The organism is Zobellella denitrificans (assembly GCF_002407485.1).
GTDB classification, from domain to species: Bacteria; Pseudomonadota; Gammaproteobacteria; order Enterobacterales; family Aeromonadaceae; genus Oceanimonas; species Oceanimonas denitrificans.
Window position 1 is genome coordinate 1,819,295 of the sequence record NZ_CP012621.1, and the last position, 16,516, is coordinate 1,835,810.

17 protein-coding genes and 1 tRNA gene are annotated in these 16,516 nt (G+C 63.6%); 9 read left to right on the forward strand and 9 right to left on the reverse strand.

What is annotated here, in order from left to right; all coding sequences use genetic code 11:
• Positions 1 to 35: 35 nt before the first annotated feature.
• On the forward strand, positions 36 to 1,055 hold the full coding sequence (locus AN401_RS08645) for a patatin-like phospholipase family protein (protein ID WP_096780342.1): 1,020 nt from the start codon (positions 36 to 38) through the stop codon (positions 1,053 to 1,055).
• Between the two features lie 34 nt (positions 1,056 to 1,089).
• On the opposite strand, the gene AN401_RS08650 is transcribed toward AN401_RS08645, so the two are convergent.
• Positions 1,090 to 1,728, reverse strand: a complete 639-nt coding sequence (locus AN401_RS08650; protein ID WP_096779103.1) for a 2OG-Fe(II) oxygenase — start codon at positions 1,726 to 1,728, stop codon at positions 1,090 to 1,092.
• 164 nt (positions 1,729 to 1,892) lie between these two features.
• Between AN401_RS08650 and AN401_RS08655 the strand changes: the two genes are divergently transcribed.
• Entirely contained in the window at positions 1,893 to 3,005 is a 1,113-nt protein-coding gene (locus tag AN401_RS08655) for a hypothetical protein (RefSeq protein WP_096779104.1), read from the forward strand.
• A gap of 45 nt (positions 3,006 to 3,050) precedes the next feature.
• Here the strand turns inward: AN401_RS08655 and AN401_RS08660 are convergent.
• A tRNA-Ser gene (locus AN401_RS08660) sits at positions 3,051 to 3,138 on the reverse strand.
• Positions 3,139 to 3,561: 423 nt separating this feature from the next.
• Positions 3,562 to 3,987 (reverse strand): YbjN domain-containing protein, encoded by a 426-nt coding sequence (locus tag AN401_RS08665; protein ID WP_094039474.1) that lies wholly within the window; start codon positions 3,985 to 3,987, stop codon positions 3,562 to 3,564.
• A 271-nt stretch (positions 3,988 to 4,258) separates the two neighbouring features.
• Here AN401_RS08665 and AN401_RS08670 point away from each other — a divergent pair, with 271 nt between their 5' ends.
• Positions 4,259 to 5,119, forward strand: coding sequence for a universal stress protein (locus AN401_RS08670; RefSeq protein ID WP_094039473.1), 861 nt, complete (start codon positions 4,259 to 4,261; stop codon positions 5,117 to 5,119).
• A gap of 48 nt (positions 5,120 to 5,167) precedes the next feature.
• Here the strand turns inward: AN401_RS08670 and cysQ are convergent, their stop codons facing one another.
• Positions 5,168 to 5,974 carry a 3'(2'),5'-bisphosphate nucleotidase CysQ gene (gene cysQ, locus AN401_RS08675; RefSeq protein ID WP_094039472.1) on the reverse strand — a complete coding sequence of 269 codons (807 nt, stop codon included), beginning with the start codon at positions 5,972 to 5,974 and terminating at the stop codon, positions 5,168 to 5,170.
• Positions 5,975 to 6,054: 80 nt separating this feature from the next.
• Between cysQ and AN401_RS08680 the strand changes: the two genes are divergently transcribed.
• The 4 genes from AN401_RS08680 (at position 6,055) to AN401_RS08695 (ending at position 9,547) form a co-directional block, all read left to right on the forward strand.
• Entirely contained in the window at positions 6,055 to 7,044 is a 990-nt protein-coding gene (locus tag AN401_RS08680; protein WP_096779105.1) for a D-2-hydroxyacid dehydrogenase family protein, read from the forward strand.
• Positions 7,037 to 7,417 (forward strand): ribonuclease domain-containing protein, encoded by a 381-nt coding sequence (locus tag AN401_RS08685; RefSeq protein WP_094039470.1) that lies wholly within the window; start codon positions 7,037 to 7,039, stop codon positions 7,415 to 7,417. The genes AN401_RS08680 and AN401_RS08685 overlap by 8 nt, the downstream gene beginning before the upstream one ends.
• On the forward strand, positions 7,414 to 7,860 hold the full coding sequence (locus tag AN401_RS08690; RefSeq protein ID WP_096779106.1) for a barstar family protein: 447 nt from the start codon (positions 7,414 to 7,416) through the stop codon (positions 7,858 to 7,860). The genes AN401_RS08685 and AN401_RS08690 overlap by 4 nt, the downstream gene beginning before the upstream one ends.
• 94 nt (positions 7,861 to 7,954) lie before the next feature.
• Positions 7,955 to 9,547, forward strand: a complete 1,593-nt coding sequence (locus tag AN401_RS08695; protein WP_096779107.1) for an ABC-F family ATPase — start codon at positions 7,955 to 7,957, stop codon at positions 9,545 to 9,547.
• Between the two features lie 2 nt (positions 9,548 to 9,549).
• On the opposite strand, the gene cfa is transcribed toward AN401_RS08695, so the two are convergent.
• From cfa to AN401_RS08715, 4 genes are all read right to left on the reverse strand, one after another.
• Positions 9,550 to 10,689, reverse strand: a complete 1,140-nt coding sequence (gene cfa / locus AN401_RS08700) for a cyclopropane fatty acyl phospholipid synthase (RefSeq protein WP_232513412.1) — start codon at positions 10,687 to 10,689, stop codon at positions 9,550 to 9,552.
• Positions 10,690 to 10,940: 251 nt separating this feature from the next.
• Complete coding sequence (locus tag AN401_RS08705; RefSeq protein WP_232513413.1) at positions 10,941 to 11,069, reverse strand: universal stress protein; 129 nt, start codon at positions 11,067 to 11,069, stop codon at positions 10,941 to 10,943.
• A 100-nt stretch (positions 11,070 to 11,169) separates the two neighbouring features.
• Positions 11,170 to 12,024, reverse strand: coding sequence for a universal stress protein (locus AN401_RS08710; RefSeq protein ID WP_096779109.1), 855 nt, complete (start codon positions 12,022 to 12,024; stop codon positions 11,170 to 11,172).
• Between the two features lie 13 nt (positions 12,025 to 12,037).
• Positions 12,038 to 13,522: a SulP family inorganic anion transporter gene (locus AN401_RS08715; RefSeq protein ID WP_096779110.1), complete on the reverse strand. Its 1,485-nt coding sequence runs from the start codon at positions 13,520 to 13,522 to the stop codon at positions 12,038 to 12,040.
• A 407-nt stretch (positions 13,523 to 13,929) separates the two neighbouring features.
• On the opposite strand from AN401_RS08715, the gene AN401_RS08720 reads away from it, so the two are divergent.
• The gene (locus tag AN401_RS08720) at positions 13,930 to 14,331 is read left to right on the forward strand and encodes a phosphate-starvation-inducible protein PsiE (RefSeq protein ID WP_096779111.1); all 402 of its coding nucleotides are present in this window, start codon (positions 13,930 to 13,932) and stop codon (positions 14,329 to 14,331) included.
• 99 nt (positions 14,332 to 14,430) lie between these two features.
• On the opposite strand, the gene AN401_RS08725 is transcribed toward AN401_RS08720, so the two are convergent.
• Positions 14,431 to 16,002: a cation:proton antiporter family protein gene (locus AN401_RS08725; protein ID WP_096779112.1), complete on the reverse strand. Its 1,572-nt coding sequence runs from the start codon at positions 16,000 to 16,002 to the stop codon at positions 14,431 to 14,433.
• A 157-nt stretch (positions 16,003 to 16,159) separates the two neighbouring features.
• On the opposite strand from AN401_RS08725, the gene AN401_RS08730 reads away from it, so the two are divergent.
• Positions 16,160 to 16,510 carry a P-II family nitrogen regulator gene (locus AN401_RS08730; protein ID WP_096779113.1) on the forward strand — a complete coding sequence of 117 codons (351 nt, stop codon included), beginning with the start codon at positions 16,160 to 16,162 and terminating at the stop codon, positions 16,508 to 16,510.
• The last annotated feature ends 6 nt before the right edge of the window (positions 16,511 to 16,516 follow it).

Here is a 16,516-nt window from a genome sequence, read left to right on the forward strand (position 1 = left end):
GCATGGCGGGAGCCTGGCGCAATTCGGAGGCTTTTATGCTGTTTCATTTATCTCGGCGTCGTTTCGTCAGCCTTGCCTTGCAGGGCGGTGGTGCCCATGGCGCCTTTACCTGGGGCGTACTCGACGCCCTGCTGGAAGACGGTCGCTTTGCCATTGAAGGGATCAGCGGCACCAGCGCCGGTGCCATGAACGCCGTGGTGCTGGCCCAGGGCCTGTTGCAGGGCGGCAACGAGGGCGCGCGGGAAGCGCTGGCCCGCTTCTGGGAAGCGGTCGCCGACTGTGCCCCCATGCTCAATGCCGGCGCCGACAGTGAAAGCGGGCGCCTGGCCACCGCCATCAGGATCATGCTGTATTGGACACGGCAGTTCTCACCACAACAGTTCAATCCTTATGGGATCAATCCGTTACGGGATATTGTCGGTCGGCAAATCGATTTTGACCGGTTGCGCGAGCGCTGCCCGCTGAAACTGTTCATCGCCGCCACTCACGCCAATAGCGGCAGGCTGCGGCTGTTCCGGACGGCCGAGCTGACGGCGGACATGTTGCTTGCCTCGGCCTGCCTGCCGACCCTGCACCATGCGATATTGATCGATGGCGAGCCGTATTGGGACGGCGCCTTTGCCGCCAACCCGGCGATTTTTCCCCTGGTCTACGAGGCATCTTCGGCGGATATCCTGCTGGTCTTGCTCAGTCCCTTCGAACATTCGCAACTCCCGTTGACCCATGAGGAAATTCACCATCGCACCCAGGAGCTGGCGTTCAATAGCACCCTGCTGCGTGAGCTGCACAGCCTGGCGCTGGCGCGCCAGTTTGCCCGCCAGACGCTGTGGCCGGGGGGACGGCTGGAACGGCGTCTTGCCCGCACCAGAATGCACCTGATCGATACCGGGGATCTGGTGGGCCGGTTGGCCATGGAATCCAGGCTGACGACCAGCCGGTCGTTTCTGGAGATGCTGCGTGATCAGGGCCGGGCCCGAGCCGGCGCCTGGCTGTCGGCACACGGCGACAGCGTGGGGAAAGGGGCCACGGCGGACATTGCCAAATTGTTTCTTTGAACGAAGGGAGGCCCCGGGGCGGTACTGGCGGAGCCTACGGCTGTAGCGCCGGCGCCAGGGGATCGTCGATGCGGAACCAGCCGGCGATGCTCAGCCGCTCGCGCCGGGCCGGCAGCACCTCGTGGGGGAATTGCTCCGACAGGAAGCACACCAGGGTACCGGCCTCGGGGCGCACCCGGTACAGTATTTCCTTGCCCTTTTCAGGATAGACCAGCAGCTCGCCGCCATCGTCCGGCTGCCAGTGCTCGTTGAGGTAGACGACCGTGGTCAACCGGCGGTTGCCACGGCCGCGAAAGGCGTCCAGGTGCTTCTTGTAGAAGTCGCCTTCGTCGTAGCGGGCATAGTGGCACTCGTAGTCCTTGAGCCCCATGAACAGCTGGCGGTTCATCTGCCGCTGCAGGCCGGCCATCAGCGCCAGGTAGCCGCGCTGGGCCGGGCTGTCGCCCTCGAGCCAGCGGGTCTTGTCGGTGCGGATGCGCTCGTTGGTGTGGTGATCCTGCTCCCGGCCGATGCCGGCGGGAGTGAGCTGCCAGGGGGGCAGGTTGGCGAAGTCCTGGCGCAGGGCCGCGACCTGTGCCCCCTCCAGGAAGCCGGGGAAGATGCCGATGCCCGGTCCGGCGATGGCGTCCACCACCTCGTCAAAGGTCTGTTCAAGCTGCAACTCGGTATTCAAGTGGTAAACCCTCCAGTAGGAGCGGCCTATGTACACCCAGAGTGGTCCTGGTCGCCAGAGAGAAAAACTGTGCGTCAAATAAAATAATACTGCGCGAGGGTCCCGTCATCCGTCTGCACGGCCTCTTTCGAACGCTGTCCCGGACAACGATAATAGAGGATAGGATGATCCACTCGGTGCCGGCGGTGATGGGGCTGATAAAAAGACTCTTGTTCGTGATGATGCTGTCCAGCCTGGTGCTGAGCGCCGGCACAGTGCTGCCTCAGGCCCGGGACGCGGCACGGATCTTCTGGTGGCAGGGCGACCCTCTTTTGATGGTGCAGTTCCGCCTGCAATGGTTGCCGGCGGCCCGCTACGCGACGGCGCTGGAGCAGGCGCTGCAGGAGGAGGAACTGGAACTGGCCCGCTCCCTCTATCAACTGGCGCAGGAGCAGGGGGTGGCGCTGGACGAGGGCCTGGTTACCCGGCTGCAGGCGGCCGATCGCTGGCAGACCCGGATGCTGCGCTCCGCCGGGGACATCTGGCAGGGGCTCAGTACCGGTCGGGCCGACAGCGCCGAAGGCATGGCGGCGGCAGTGATCACCGATCTGACCCTGCTGGGGGATCTGCGGGATCTGACCCGGGAAGGCCTGGCCTGGCCGGATCACGATCCCCTGTTGCTGGCCCTGGCCGGCACCGGCCTCGGGCTCAGCGCCCTGAGCCTGGCCAGCGGCGGCGCCACTGTGCCGGCCCGGGCCGGGGTATCGCTGCTGAAGGTGGCCCGCAAGAGTGGCCGCATGAGCCGGCAACTGGGGGAGCAGCTCTACCGCCTGAGCCGGGATGCCATCGACGGCCGGGCGGCACGGGAGCTGGGCGAGCGCCTGGGGCGGCTGGAGTTGAAGCAACTGGGGCGGGCGGAGCTCGACGAGCTGGCACTGGCGGCCGGGCGCATCGTCGGTACCGAGGCGGCCGGGCAGTTGGCCTCCACCGGTCGGGCGGTGCGCAATATCGCCGGCCACAGCGGCGCCCGGGGAGCCATGGACTCCCTCGGACGGGCCGATTCGGTGCGGGAGCTGTTGCGGCTGGAGCAGGTGTCGTCGGGGTATCGCGGCAGCTACCGCGGGGTGCTGCGGCTGCTGCCGGATGCGGGCAAGGGTCTCTATCGGCTGTCGCTGCTGATGGCTTCCCTGCTGCTGTGGCTGGGATCCTTCCTGCTGTGGAGCCTGGGCGCCCTCTGGACCCTGCAACGCGGGCTTCGCGGACTGTACCGGGGGCTGTTCGGGCGCAGCGCCGGCTGAGCCTCAATGAAAAAACCCCAAGCATTTCTGCCCGGGGTTTCAATTTGGCGGTGAGGGAGGGATTCGAACCCTCGATACGTTGCCGTATACACACTTTCCAGGCGTGCTCCTTCAGCCACTCGGACACCTCACCAAATTTTTATGCGTTTTTTATATACGGTGTCTGCTTCACCGGCTTTTCGTCTTCGGATTGCTGTCCTCGGGCTGACGCAGCACGCTGCGTGCTTTTACCCCGGCTTCGCCTCTTGGCAGCCACTCGGACACCTCACCAAATTTTTATGCGTTTTTTATATACGGTGTCTGCTTCACCGGCTTTTCGTCTTCGGATTGCTGTCCTCGGGCTGACGCAGCACGCTGTGTGCTTTTACCCCGGCTTCGCCTCTTGGCAGCCACTCGGACACCTCACCAAATTGTTGCGGCGTTTTTTGTTATCGGTGTCAGCTTCACCGGGGTTCCCGCTTGAGAACGGGGCGTAATGTAACGGCTTGCCGGCGCTTGTTCAAGGCTTTTTAAGCGGCCCTGGTGCAAGTGCTCGAAGCCTGCGCAATCTGCGGGCTTAATGCACAGCCGAAGGCATTTTCTGCGGCTCGTCCTGCATCAGGAAGCCCAGTTCGGTGATTTCCTGCACCAGTTGCTGGGTGGCCAGCATGGTCTGCTGCACTATCCACAGGAACTGGTGCTGCTCCAGGCCGGCCTGGGTATGCAGGTAGTCCGCCACGATCAGGCGGGGCAGGTTGTCGTCGACGATGTCGACAAACACCTTGAGGCTGGGGTAGTTCATGTTCAGCCGGCCCAGGTCGGCCACCAGTGCCAGCAGGGCGGTGGGACGAATTTCGACTTCGGTGGTGATGATGGCGTCTTCGTGCTCAACGAACAGCCGGCTCTCCAGCACGCCATCCAGACCCTGCAGCTCGGACAGATGGATGCCGTGGCAGCTTTCACAGATGTAATGGTCGATATAGCCGGCGGTGAGCCAGCGCATGGCGATTTCTGCTGTTAACACTGAAATTCCCGAAAAATTGAGCCTGAAAGGGCGCTAGTGTAAACCAAAGGGCGGTCGAGGAGAATCAAAAGCCGGCACCGCGGCCAATGCGTTCTGCACGGTAGGTTATCGAGTCCGGCCGCCGCCATGCCGGGCTCCCGGCGCAACGCGCGGCTTTCATTTGCTTTTGGCGCCAAAAGCGGGAATGCTTCATGTAGGTCAATCAAGGAGTTGCCCGTGGTGACTCCCTCTGCAAAGAAGGAAAGCCAAGATGAAAACGCTGCTTGCCGCCATCGATTTGGATCAGGATTGCAAACGGGTGGTGAAGAGGGCGGCCGAGCTGGCGCTGGAGCTCAAGGCCAGCCTGCATCTGGTGCACGTGGTGGACGATGCCCTGACGCTCTATGAACCCCTGGTGGAGATACCGGTGCGCCACCGGCTGAAACAGGCGGCGGAAACCGCCCTGGACGGCTTCTTCGATGGCCTGCCCGGCGAGATCAAGCCCGACAGCGCCCGGCACGTGCTGCTGGGCAAACCGGATCGGGCGCTGGCTCGCAAGGCCGCCGAACTCAAGGCCGATCTGATCATCGTGGGCAAGCATCACCTCGATCCGATGCGTGACCTTTTTCTTGGCACCACCGCCGAGCGCCTGCTGCGCCACTGCGATATTCCCCTGCTGATGGTGGCGGGCGATCCCGACGAGCCTTACCGTCAGGTGCTGGCCGCCACCGACTTCTCCCGCAGCTCCCATCATGCCTTGCAGGCGGGGCTGAAGCTGGCCCCCAAGGCCCAGGTGCGCCTGGTGCATGTGTTTGATCCGCCCTTTATGGGCTTTATCCGCCATGACCAGCTGGAGGTCGAGAGCCTGAGGGAGCACCAGCGGGCGCGCATCGAGCACGAGGTCAAAACCGAGATGGCCCACTTCCTGGCCGACGACGACCAGAGCCGGATCAGCACCGAAATCATGGCCGGCGAGACCCAGGTTTGCCTGGGAAATGCGGTGAGCAAGCACCAGCCCCAGTTGCTGGTGCTGGGTACCCATGGCCGGCAGGGCATCAGCCGGCTGCTGATCGGCAGCGTCGCCATGAGCTTCCTCGGCATGCCCCCCTGCGATGTGCTGGTGGCCCGCTGAGGCGAGGAGCTACGTAAACCGAGGCCGGGTTGCCCCGGCCTTGTGGTATCAGAACAGGGCGGTCCAGTCCTGCTCGCTCTGGCCCAGCACCAGAAAGTGGGGATTGAGCGGCGCTTCGGGATGGGCGTAGTCGAGCGGGGTGCCGTCCAGTTGCACCACCCGGCCGCCGGCCTGCTCCGCCACGCAGTGGGCGGCGGCGGTGTCCCATAAACAGGTGGGACCCAGCCTCGGATAGGCGTCGGCCGCCCCTTCGGCCACCAGGCACAGCTTGAGGGAACTGCCCATGGGCACCAGCTCGTGCTCGCCCAGCCTGGCCAGCAGGCGCGGCATCTCTTCGCCGGCGTGGGAGCGGCTGCCGACGATGCGCCAGGGCGTACCCGCCCGATGCTCGGCCACCCGGATGGGCCGGCGCTGACCCTCGGCGTCCACCTTGCAGGCCCCCAGGCCGCGAGCGGCGCTGTAGCACAGACCCAGCGCCGGGGCATAGACCACGCCCAGTACCGGCCGGCCCCGCTCGATCAGGGCGATATTGACGGTGAACTCGCCGTTGCGCTTGATGAACTCCTTGGTGCCGTCGAGGGGATCCACCAGCCAGTAGCGCCCCTGGGCGTCGGGACCGGCGAAGTGGCCGGTGTCTTCCTCCGACAGCAGCGGCAGTGGCAGGGGCAGGGCGGCCAGGCGATCGGCGATAAGCTGATGGGCGGCGGCGTCCGCCTCGGTCAGGGGGGACTTGTCGGCCTTCTCCTCTACCGAGAAGTCCCGGCCGTAGATGGCCATGATGGCGGCGCCGGCGTCCCGGGCGATGGCTTCCACCTCGGCAACCAGTTCGGCGGTGATATAGTCTGAGTGCACCATGCTCTCCATGGGGGTGACGTGAAAAAGGCCTTGTATGATATAAAAAAACGCCGCCCATTCCCAATCACAAGGACATGCCCATGAAGATAGCCATACTGGATGATTACCAGGATCTGGTGAAAAGCCTGCCCTGTTTTTCCCGCCTGGCCGGCCACCAGGTGACGGTGTTCACCGACCACTGCAACGACCTGGATCTGTTGGCCGAGCGGCTCGCCCCCTTCGAGGCCCTGGTACTGATCCGGGAACGCACCGAGATAAGCGCCGAGCTGCTGGCCCGCTTGCCACGACTTCGGCTTATCAGCCAGACCGGCAAGATAAGCAACCATGTCCGCCTGCAGGACTGCACCCGGGCAGGGGTGGCCCTGGCGGAGGGGGTGGGATCGCCGGTGGCGCCGGCGGAGCTGACCTGGGCCCTGATCATGGCGGCCAGCCGGCAGCTGCTGCCCTATTGCAGCGAGCTCAAGGCGGGCCACTGGCAGCAGAACGGCGAGCTCGGGCTGGGTCGCAGCCTGGCCGGCAAGACCCTCGGCATCTGGGGCTACGGCAAGATAGGACGGCGCATCGCCCGCTTCGGCCAGGCCTTCGACATGCAGGTGCAGGTGTGGGGCAGCGAGGCCTCGCGGCAGCAGGCGAGAACGGACGGCCTGATGGCGGCCCCCGATCAGGCGGCGTTTTTTGCGAGCAGCGATGTGCTGAGCCTGCACCTGCGGTTGCACGAGGCGACCCGTCATCTGGTCTCGGCCGCCGATCTGGCACTGATGAAGCCGGATGCGCTGCTGGTCAACACCAGCCGGGCCGAACTGATCGAACCCGGTGCCCTGGTGGCGGCGCTGAATGCGGGCCGGCCGGGCTTTGCCGCCCTGGACGTCTACGAGCAGGAGCCGGACGGAGAGCAACTGCGACAGCTGCTGGCCCTGCCCAATGCGCTCTGTTCGCCCCATCTGGGCTATGTGGAGCAGGGCGGTTACGAGCTCTACTTTGGTGCCGCCTTCGACAACATCCTGGCCTACGCCGAGGGCCGGCCGGTGAACATCGCCAACCCCGAGGTGCTGGAGGAGCAGGATGACTAGGCGAGGGCGGCGGCGCAGCTTCACCCCGCGCCTGCTGGGCGGCGCCCTGCTGCTCGGCCTGGCGCTGCTGCTCCAGGGCCTGTGGCCGGGCGGCCATGACTCCGCTGGCCATCCGCAACTGGCCGAGACCCTGCGCCTTATCGACCGGGGCGGCCCCTTTCCCTATCGTCAGGACGGCACCACCTTCCACAACCGGGAAGGGTTGCTGCCGGCCCGGCCCCGGGGCTATTACCGGGAATACACGGTGGACACGCCCGGGCTGGACCACCGCGGCCCCCGGCGGGTGGTGACCGGCGGCGATCCGCCCGAGGTCTACTATTATACGGAAGACCATTACCGCAGCTTTATCGAGCTCGAGGTTGAGCGACCATGAACGAGACCGAACTGACCCGGTTGCTGAAGGCCGGGCCGGCCCGCACCTGTTGCCTGGATCCCCAGTCCCTGCTGGCCCTGGAGCTGGCCGCCCGCCGGCTGGATCTCGGCTTTTATCCGATCGATTTCGCCGGGGTGGACTCCAAGGCCGATTGCCTGGCGAGGCTGGCCGGGGCCCTGACGCTGCCGGCCTGGTTCGGCCACAACTGGGACGCCCTGAGCGACGCCCTGACCGAGCCGGAGCTGGTCGGCGAGCGGGGTGCCGTGCTCTGCCTGCAACAGGTGGAAGGCTTCGTCTGCCGCGAACAACCGGGCTGGCTGACCCTGCTCGACATCATGAATGAAACGGCGGAATACTGGAGCCGGCAGCAGCGCCCCTTCTGGTGCGTGGTCCTGAGTGCCTGCCCGGCCCTGGTGTCGGCGCCGGTGCTGGCCAACCATTAATGCCGCGCAGACTTTGAACTTTCCCGTCGGTGTCGGTATCCTTGGCACCCTGCGGTCCCGGGACCATCTTTTTCGTTAACTGTGAGTCTGCTCCTTGATTTCCACCAACAACATTACCATGCAGTTCGGCTCCAAGCCGTTGTTCGAGAACATTTCCGTCAAATTCGGCGACGGCAACCGCTATGGCCTGATCGGCGCCAACGGCTGCGGCAAGTCCACCTTCATGAAGATTCTGGGCGGAGATCTGGAGCCCACCGCCGGCAACGTCAGCCTGGACGTGAACGAGCGCCTGGGCAAGTTGCGCCAGGACCAGTTCGCCTATGAAGAGGCGCGGGTGCTGGACGTGGTGATGATGGGACACAGCGAGCTGTGGGCCGCCATTCATGAGCGCGACGCCATCTACGCCAACCTGGAGGCGAGCGACGACGACTACATGAGGGCGGCGGAGCTGGAAGGCAAGGTGGCGGAGTACGACGGTTACACCGCCGAGTCGCGTGCCGGCGAACTGCTGCTGGGGGTGGGTATTCCGCTGGAACAGCATAACGGCCCCATGAGCGAAGTGGCCCCGGGCTGGAAACTGCGGGTACTGCTGGCCCAGGCCCTGTTCTCCAACCCCGATATCCTGCTGCTCGACGAGCCGACCAACAACCTGGACATCGACACCATCCGCTGGCTCGAAGAGGTGCTCAATGAGCGCAACAGCACCATGATCATCATCTCCCACGATCGCCACTTCCTGAACAGCGTCTGCACCCACATGGCGGATCTGGACTACGGCGAGCTTCGGGTCTACCCGGGCAACTACGACGACTACATGCTGGCGGCGACCCAGGCCCGGGAGCGGCTGCTGTCCGACAACGCCAAGAAGAAGGCCCAGATCGCCGATCTGCAATCCTTCGTGGCCCGCTTCAGCGCCAACGCCTCCAAGGCGCGCCAGGCCACCTCCCGCGCCAAGCAGATCGAAAAGATCAAGCTGGAGGAAGTGAAGGCGTCCAGCCGGCAGAACCCCTTTATCCGTTTCGAGCAGGAGAAAAAGCTGTATCGCAACGTGCTTGAGGTGGAAGGCTTGGCCAAGGGCTATGGCGAGGGCCCGCTGTTCAAGGGGCTGAACATGCTGGTGGAAGTGGGCGAGCGCATCGCCATCCTCGGCACCAACGGCATCGGCAAGTCGACCCTGGTCAAGACCCTGGTCGGCGAACTCGCTCCCGATCAGGGCCAGTTCAAATGGTCCGAAAACGCCACCATCGGCTATTACGCCCAGGATCACGCCGCCGATTTCGACAAGGATCTGACGGTGTTCGAATGGATGAGCCAGTGGCAGCAGCCGGGTGACGACGAGCAGACCATCCGCGGCGTGCTGGGCCGGCTGCTGTTCGGCCAGGACGACATCAAGAAGAAGGTGGGGGTGCTGTCCGGGGGCGAGCAGGGCCGCATGCTGTTCGGCAAGCTGATGCTGCAGCGGCCCAATATCCTGGTGATGGACGAGCCCACCAACCACCTGGATATGGAATCTATCGAGTCGCTGAACATGGCGCTGGAGCTGTACCAGGGTACCCTGATCTTCGTGTCCCACGATCGGGAGTTCGTGTCGTCCCTGGCCACCCGCATCCTGGAGCTGAGCGAAAACGGCATCCGCGACTTCAGCGGCAGCTACGAGGAGTACCTGCGCGAGCAGGGCGTGGTGTAACGCTAGCTGACCCGCCGGTAGCCCTGCTCCACCCCGCCCTTGGCCAGCACCCACTGCCACAGCTGGATGTCCCGGGCGCGGAAGGCGCCGGCGCAGGCCAGCAGGTAATAGCGCCACATGCGGTAGAAGCGCTCGCCCAGCCGTTCCCGGAAACGGGGCCAGGCCTGTTCGAAGTTGGCGTGCCAGGCCATCAGGGTCTTGTCGTAGTCGGCGCCGAAGTTGTGCAGATCCTCCACCACGAACAACTGGTCTACCGCATCGCCCACCTGGCCGACGGACGGCAGTTCTCCGTTGGGAAAGATGTATTTGTCTATCCAGGGATCGGTGTGGGGATGGCGTTCGTTCTTGCCGATGGTGTGCAGCAGGAAGAGGCCGCCGTCCTGCAGGCAGCGGTGGGCCACTTCCATGTAGGTGCGGTAGTTCTTGTGGCCTACGTGTTCGAACATGCCCACGCTCACCACCCGATCGAAAGGTTCGTCCAGCTCCCGATAGTCCTGCAGGCGAAATTCCAGCGGCAGCCCGGCATAGCGGGCCCTGGCCCATTCCGCCTGCTTCCGGGAGATGGTCACGCCCACGCATTCCACCCCGTAGTGTTCGGCGGCGTAGCCCATAAAGCTGCCCCAGCCACAGCCGATGTCCAGCACCCGCATGCCGGGCTCTAGCCCGAGCTTGCGGCAGATCAAATCCAGCTTGGCGGTTTGTGCCTGTTCCAGGGTGGTGGCGTCTTGCCAGTAGCCGCAGGTGTAGGTCAGGCGTGAGTCGAGCATGGCGGCGTAGAAGTCGTTGCCCAGATCGTAGTGGGCCTCTCCCACCTGCCAGGCCCGTTTGCTGGTCTGGCGATTGAGCAGCCGGGCCTTGAGCGCATGCAGCAGCAGGCGGGAAGGGTGTATCCTCCGGTGCAGGCGCGCCTTCAGCAACCGGCAGATCAGCTCGTCGGGCTGCTGGGCCTCCCAGGCGCCGTCCATGTAGCTCTCGCCCAGCCCCAGGCTGCCTTCGGCGAAGATGCGCTCCGGTACCCCCGGGGCCTTGAGCTGCATGTCCCAGGGGCGGCTGCCGTTCACCTCGATGCCGGCGTCGGCAAGCAGTTCCCGCCACAGACGGTGCAGGCTGGAGTGTGGATAGAGGAAAGCGGTGTTCGTCACACCGGTGTATTCAGCGCCACCCATAAGGACTACCTCTTGCCATCATTAAAGCTGGAGCCGGCTCGACGGTTGCAACGCAGGGTCCGCGCCCAGGGGCCGGCTTTTTAGTGTTCTGTCATTTTATTAAAGGACAGTTTTTTAGGCTTTTGTAGTCCAGGTCACATTTTCACCGGGTTGTTTTATTTGCGCTTTTTAACTTTTTATTAATGATTTCCGCCCGCTGCCGGGCAGGCGGCTGTCCTGGCACGGGTTCAGCGCAGCACCAGCACGTGCAGCAGGGTCAGCGGTGCGGACAGACGCAGGCTGGCCCAGCCGGCCAGATCGCACACCGCGCCGGCCTGGCGGGAGCCGTCGATACAGGCCATCAGTTGAGTGATCATGATTCTTCCCCCGGTTGACGGCGGGCCCGGTTGCCGGGCCCCTGGATACAGTGCAATGCGCCTTCGGCCGGGGGGACGATGGCGCCTGGTCATGGCGTTGTCAGCGCAGTACCAGCAGCGGCACCCGGGCCGAGCGGATCATGGCGGTGGTGGTGCTGCCCACCAGCAACTGGCGGATGCGGGAATGGCCGTAGGCGCCCATCACCATCAGATCGATGCCGTTGTCCTGCTGGTATTGGGGCAGGGCCTTGTCCACCTCGCCCGGTACTATGGCGGCGTGCGCCTGGATGCCGGCCTGGGCCAGGGTGTTCTGGGCCCAGTTGATCTGCTCCCGGTTGTCGTCGGTGTCGGCGCCCACCAGCACCAGATGCAGCTCCAGGCCGTTGAACAGCGGGCTTTTCGCCAGCATCTCCACTCCCTTGCGGGTGGTGGCGCTGCCGTCGAAGGCCAGCATGATCCGTTGTGGTGCCTTGAATTCGCCCTGGGTCACCAGAATGGGGCGGTGCAGGGCGCGGATCACCTGCTCCACGTGGCTGCCCAGGTGGGCATAGGCGGAGGCCGACTCCTCGCCGTGGCGGCCGAGCACCAGCAGGCGGGTGTCGGGCTCGAGCTCCACCAGGGTGTCCACCAGGCCGCCGTGGCGCTGCAGGGTGGCGGGCTCGGCAACGCCGTCGTCGATGGCGCGCTCCCGGGCCGCCGCGAGCATGATGCGGCCCTGTTCCCTGGCCAGTTTTCCGCGTTTTTCATCGAGCTCGGCCAGCTCTTCCAGCAGGTGTTCCTGGCTGCCGAGACCGATGCTGCCGCTCAGGTCGGCCAGGCCAGGCTGCCGAGCTTTATCCAGCACATGGATAAAGCTCAGCGGTGCCGCCAGGCGCTGGCTGGCCCAGCAGGCCCAGTCGCACACGGCGGTGGCATGGCTGGAGCCGTCGATACAGGCGAGTACGTTGGTGGTCATGGTCATTCCTCTCTTAGTGGCCCATCAGCTTTTCTACTGCTTTCGGATCGTTGTGAACAGCGAAACGGTCCACCAGGGTGGCGCTGGCCTCATTCAGGCCGATGATTTCCACTTCGGTGCCTTCCCGGCGGAAGGTGAGCACCACCTTGTCCAGGGCGCTGATGGCGGTGATGTCCCAGAAATGGGCGCGGCTGAGATCGATACGCACCCGGTCGAGCACCTCCTTGAAATCGAAGGCGGCGATAAACTGCTCGGCGGAGGTGAAGAACACCTGGCCCACCACCTTGTATTCGCGACCGTTGTCGCCGAGTTTTTCCGAGCCCACGTAGAGGATCTGGCCCACCTTGTTGGCGAAAAACAGGGCGCTGAGCAGCACGCCGACCAATACACCGTAGGCCAGGTTATGGCTATAGACCACCACCGCCACGGTGGCGATCATCACCAGGCTGGAACTCTTGGGCAGGGTCTTGAGGTTTCTGATGGAATCCCAGCTGAAGGTACCGATGGACACCATGATCATCACCGCCACCAGGGCGGCCATGGGGATCTGTGATACCCATGGGCCGAGGAAGACCACCAGGATCAACAGCACCACGCCGGCCACCAAAGTGGACAGCCGGCCGCGGCCGCCGGATTTTACGTTGATCACGGACTGGCCGATCATGGCGCAGCCGGCCATGCCGCCGAGCAGGCCGGTGGCGATGTTGGCAATGCCCTGGCCCTTGCATTCGCGGTTCTTGTCGCTGTTGGTGTCGGTCAGGTCGTCCACTATGGTGGCGGTCATCATCGACTCCAGCAGGCCCACCACCGCCAGCGACAGGGAGTAGGGGAAGATGATGGCCAGGGTCTCGAGGTTGAGCGGCACCTCCGGCCACAGGAACACCGGCAGGCTGTCCGGCAGCTCGCCCATGTCGCCCACGGTGCGCACATCGATGCCGAAGGCGATGGCCACCAGGGTCAGGGTGATGATGCACACCAGGGGCGAGGGCAACAGCTTGCCCACCACCGGCACCAGGGGCAGCAGGTAGATGATGCCGAGGCCGGCGGCGGTCATGGCGTAGACATGCCAGGTCACGTCGGTCAGTTCGGGCAGCTGGGCCAGGAAGATCAGGATGGCCAGGGCGTTGACGAAACCGGTGACCACGGAGCGGGACACGAAGCGCATCAGCTCGCCCAGGCGCAGGTAGCCGGCGATGATCTGCAGCAAGCCGCACAGCAGGGTGGCGGCCAGCAGGTATTCGAGGCCGTGGTTTTTGACCAGGGTGACCATCAGCAGCGCCATGGCGCCGGTGGCGGCGGAGATCATGCCCGGACGGCCGCCGGCGAAGGCGATCACCACCGCCATGCTGAAGGAAGCATAGAGGCCGATCTTGGGGTCGACCCCGGCGATGATGGAAAAGGCGATGGCCTCGGGGATCAGGGCCAGGGCGACCACCAGGCCGGCGAGCACGTCGCCGCGCACGTTAAAGAACCAGGTTTGCTTGATACTGGGTAACATTGTGGTTGTTCCGGTTATGGGTAAAGGCAGTCCATACCAGGCCGGCGTCAAGGACGGGCGCAGCGGTACGGGATCCGGGTTTTCGGGTAAAACAAAGCACTCGCACAGGGGCGAGCAGGGACACCGCGGGAGGCGGTAAAAGCAGGGCCTGAAGGCTAGGGTGGCGTCATCGCTTTATTCAAAAATTTCATGAAAGTTTAATTTTTTATAAGCTCTGTTCGTTAGGCAGCGGCTATTATAGGTGGCTGGCCGTCCGGGGACAAGGGCGGATCCGGGGTCGTCCGGATGTTTTGCCGACGCATCCCGGGTGGCACCCATGGCACTGTTTTTGCTTGGCTTATATTGGCGCAGCAAGAGGACGCCGGGACCGAGTTCGGATAATAACAATATCAAGAAAGAGGCAATCTATGAGCAACAACCGTATGCTGGGGAGCAAGATGCTGGATGTGCTGCAGCATATTGGCTTGATTATCGTCGCCATCTCCACCGTGGTGGCGGTGGGGATCGAAGTCAACACCATGTGGCAGGCCAGAACGGTGACCCTGGCCGATCTGCTGCTGATGTTCATCTACCTGGAAGTGCTGGCCATGGTGGCCATCTACCTGCGCTCGGGCAAGCTGCCCATCCGCATTCCGCTCTATATCGCCATCGTCGCCCTGGCCCGCTACCTTATCCTGGACATGAAGGGCATGGACAGCTGGCGCCTTATTACGGTGGCGGGCGCCGCCCTGGTGCTGGCCCTGGCGATACTGGTGATCCGCTTCGGCCATATCCACTACCCCTACGATAAGGACGAAGGCGGACACTAAACTGTGGGGACTGGGGACTGGAGGCTAGGGATTGGTGCAGTTTCCTGTTCCTGATTCCAATCCCTAATCCCTAATCCCTAATCCCTAATCCCGGTACACTCACCCGGCGTGCTCTATCACATGGCGGGCAAAGCCGCTGCCCGCTTCCTCGTAGATGTCAAACACCTCGTCGGCGCCCATATCGCGCAGCTGGGCACCTTCTTCCGGATAGCGGATGATGGCGGCCACCCGGCCCTTGAAATCGGCCTGGTGAATTTGCTCCAGGGCATAGAGGTTACCGGCGTGGTTGGGCATGGCGAGGAAGATATAATCCAGCTGGCCGTTAATATTGGTCTTGTCCCAGAAGTCCGAGTCGGAGGCGTCGCCCTTGATGGCGTTGATGTTCAGCTTCTGCAGCAGCTCCACCTTTTTTTCATCGCTGTCGATGCCGAGCAACCGGCCCCGGTAGTGATTTTCCAGCTCCATATAGGCTCCTTGGCCGATGCGGCCCATGCCGACGATCAGTACCCGGGCGTCGCCCAGCTCGATGGGCATGTCGTCCGGATGCAGGCGCCGCTTTTCCTTGGGCCGGAAGCGTGCAAGCAGGCGGCGGTAGATGTTCTCGTTATGGCTGTTGAGGGGAGCGGCCGCCACGAAGGAAATGGCCAGGGCGATGGAGGCGACGATCACCCAGTCGTTGCTGAGCAGCCCTTGCTTGGCGGCCAGTGCCGCTACTATCAGCCCGAATTCGGAATAGTTGGTCAGGCTGAAGGTGGCCAGCAGCGAGGTGCGCATGCGCAGGCCGCAGCGGGCGTAAAGCAGGTAGTAGAGCAGGCTCTTCGCCGGCAGCGCCAACAGCAGTATGGCCGCAATCCACAGGGCGTCGGTGGTGGGCATGCCGTTCAGGCCGATGCTGAGGAAAAAGGCCACCAGGAACAGCTCCTTCATGTTGAAGAAGGACTTGGCCAGGCTTGATGCGCTGTAGTGGGGAGCCAGCATCATGCCGATCACCAGGGCGCCCAGGTCGCCCTTGAGCCCGACCAGCTCGAAGCCGCCCACGCCCACCACCAGCGCCAGGAACACCGCGAACAGGGTTTGCAGCTCGCCGTGGCCGGCCCGCTCCAGGATGCGATAGAACAGCGGCCGCAACAGCGGCAGCAGCACCAGCAGGCTGAGCGCCCAGGGGCTCGGGATCTTGCCGGCGGAGGCGGTAAGGAAGGCCACCGCGAACAAGTCCTGCATCACCAGTACCCCGATGGCGATGCGGCCGTAAAAGGTGTTCATGTCGCTGCGCTCTTCCAGTACCTTGACCGCGAACACCGTGCTGGAAAAACTCAGGGCGAAGCCCATCAATACCGCCTGACGCCACTCCAGCTCCATCGCCAGGCTGAAGCCTACCCATTTCACCAGCAGCAGCACCCCGGTGAACAGCAGGGTGGAGAACAGGATATGGCCGCTGGCCGTGCCCCAGACTTCCTTCTTCAGCAACGTCTTGATATCCAGCTTGAGGCCGATGCTGAACAGCAGCAGGGTCACCCCCAGGTTGGCCAGGGTGTCGAGGGTATCGTTGCTTGCATAGCCCATGGCGTTGAGCACGAAGCCCGCCGCCAGGAAGCCGATAAGGGGGGGAAGCTTGATCAGGTAAACCGCCAGGCCGCAGCCGAAGGCGATGGCGATAAAAATAGGATCCATGGTGTTTTGTATATTGTTGTCAGTGTGGGGAGGGGGGCTCAAGATGGGCTATAGTGGTGCCGTATGCCTATCTTGTCAATGCAGGGGGAGGTATGGTGGGCCGGAAAAACCAGGCCCTGGAGTGGCCGAAGCATGTTAGCCAATGGGGAGTACCACGATGAACTTCAAGTTGTTGATGGTCTTTGTCGATGATGACAAGACGGAAAAAATACTGGATATGGCGAGAGCCGCCGGCGCCACCGGCGCCACCATCATCACCAGCGCCAAGGGGCTGGGGCTTGAAAAACTGATCGGCCTGTTCGGAGTCGAGCTTTACCGGCAGCGGGATGTGATTCTCATCTTGGTGGAGGAACGGCGGGCCGACTTCGTCTTGCAAGAAATCGTCGATGTCGGCGACCTGGATGAAAGCCTGGGGACCGGCATCGCCGTCATGCTGGATGTGGAAAAGGCCATGGGGCTCACCGAGCACGTGAAAGCGCTGGAAAAACAACACCCGCTGCCCTACTGATACCCG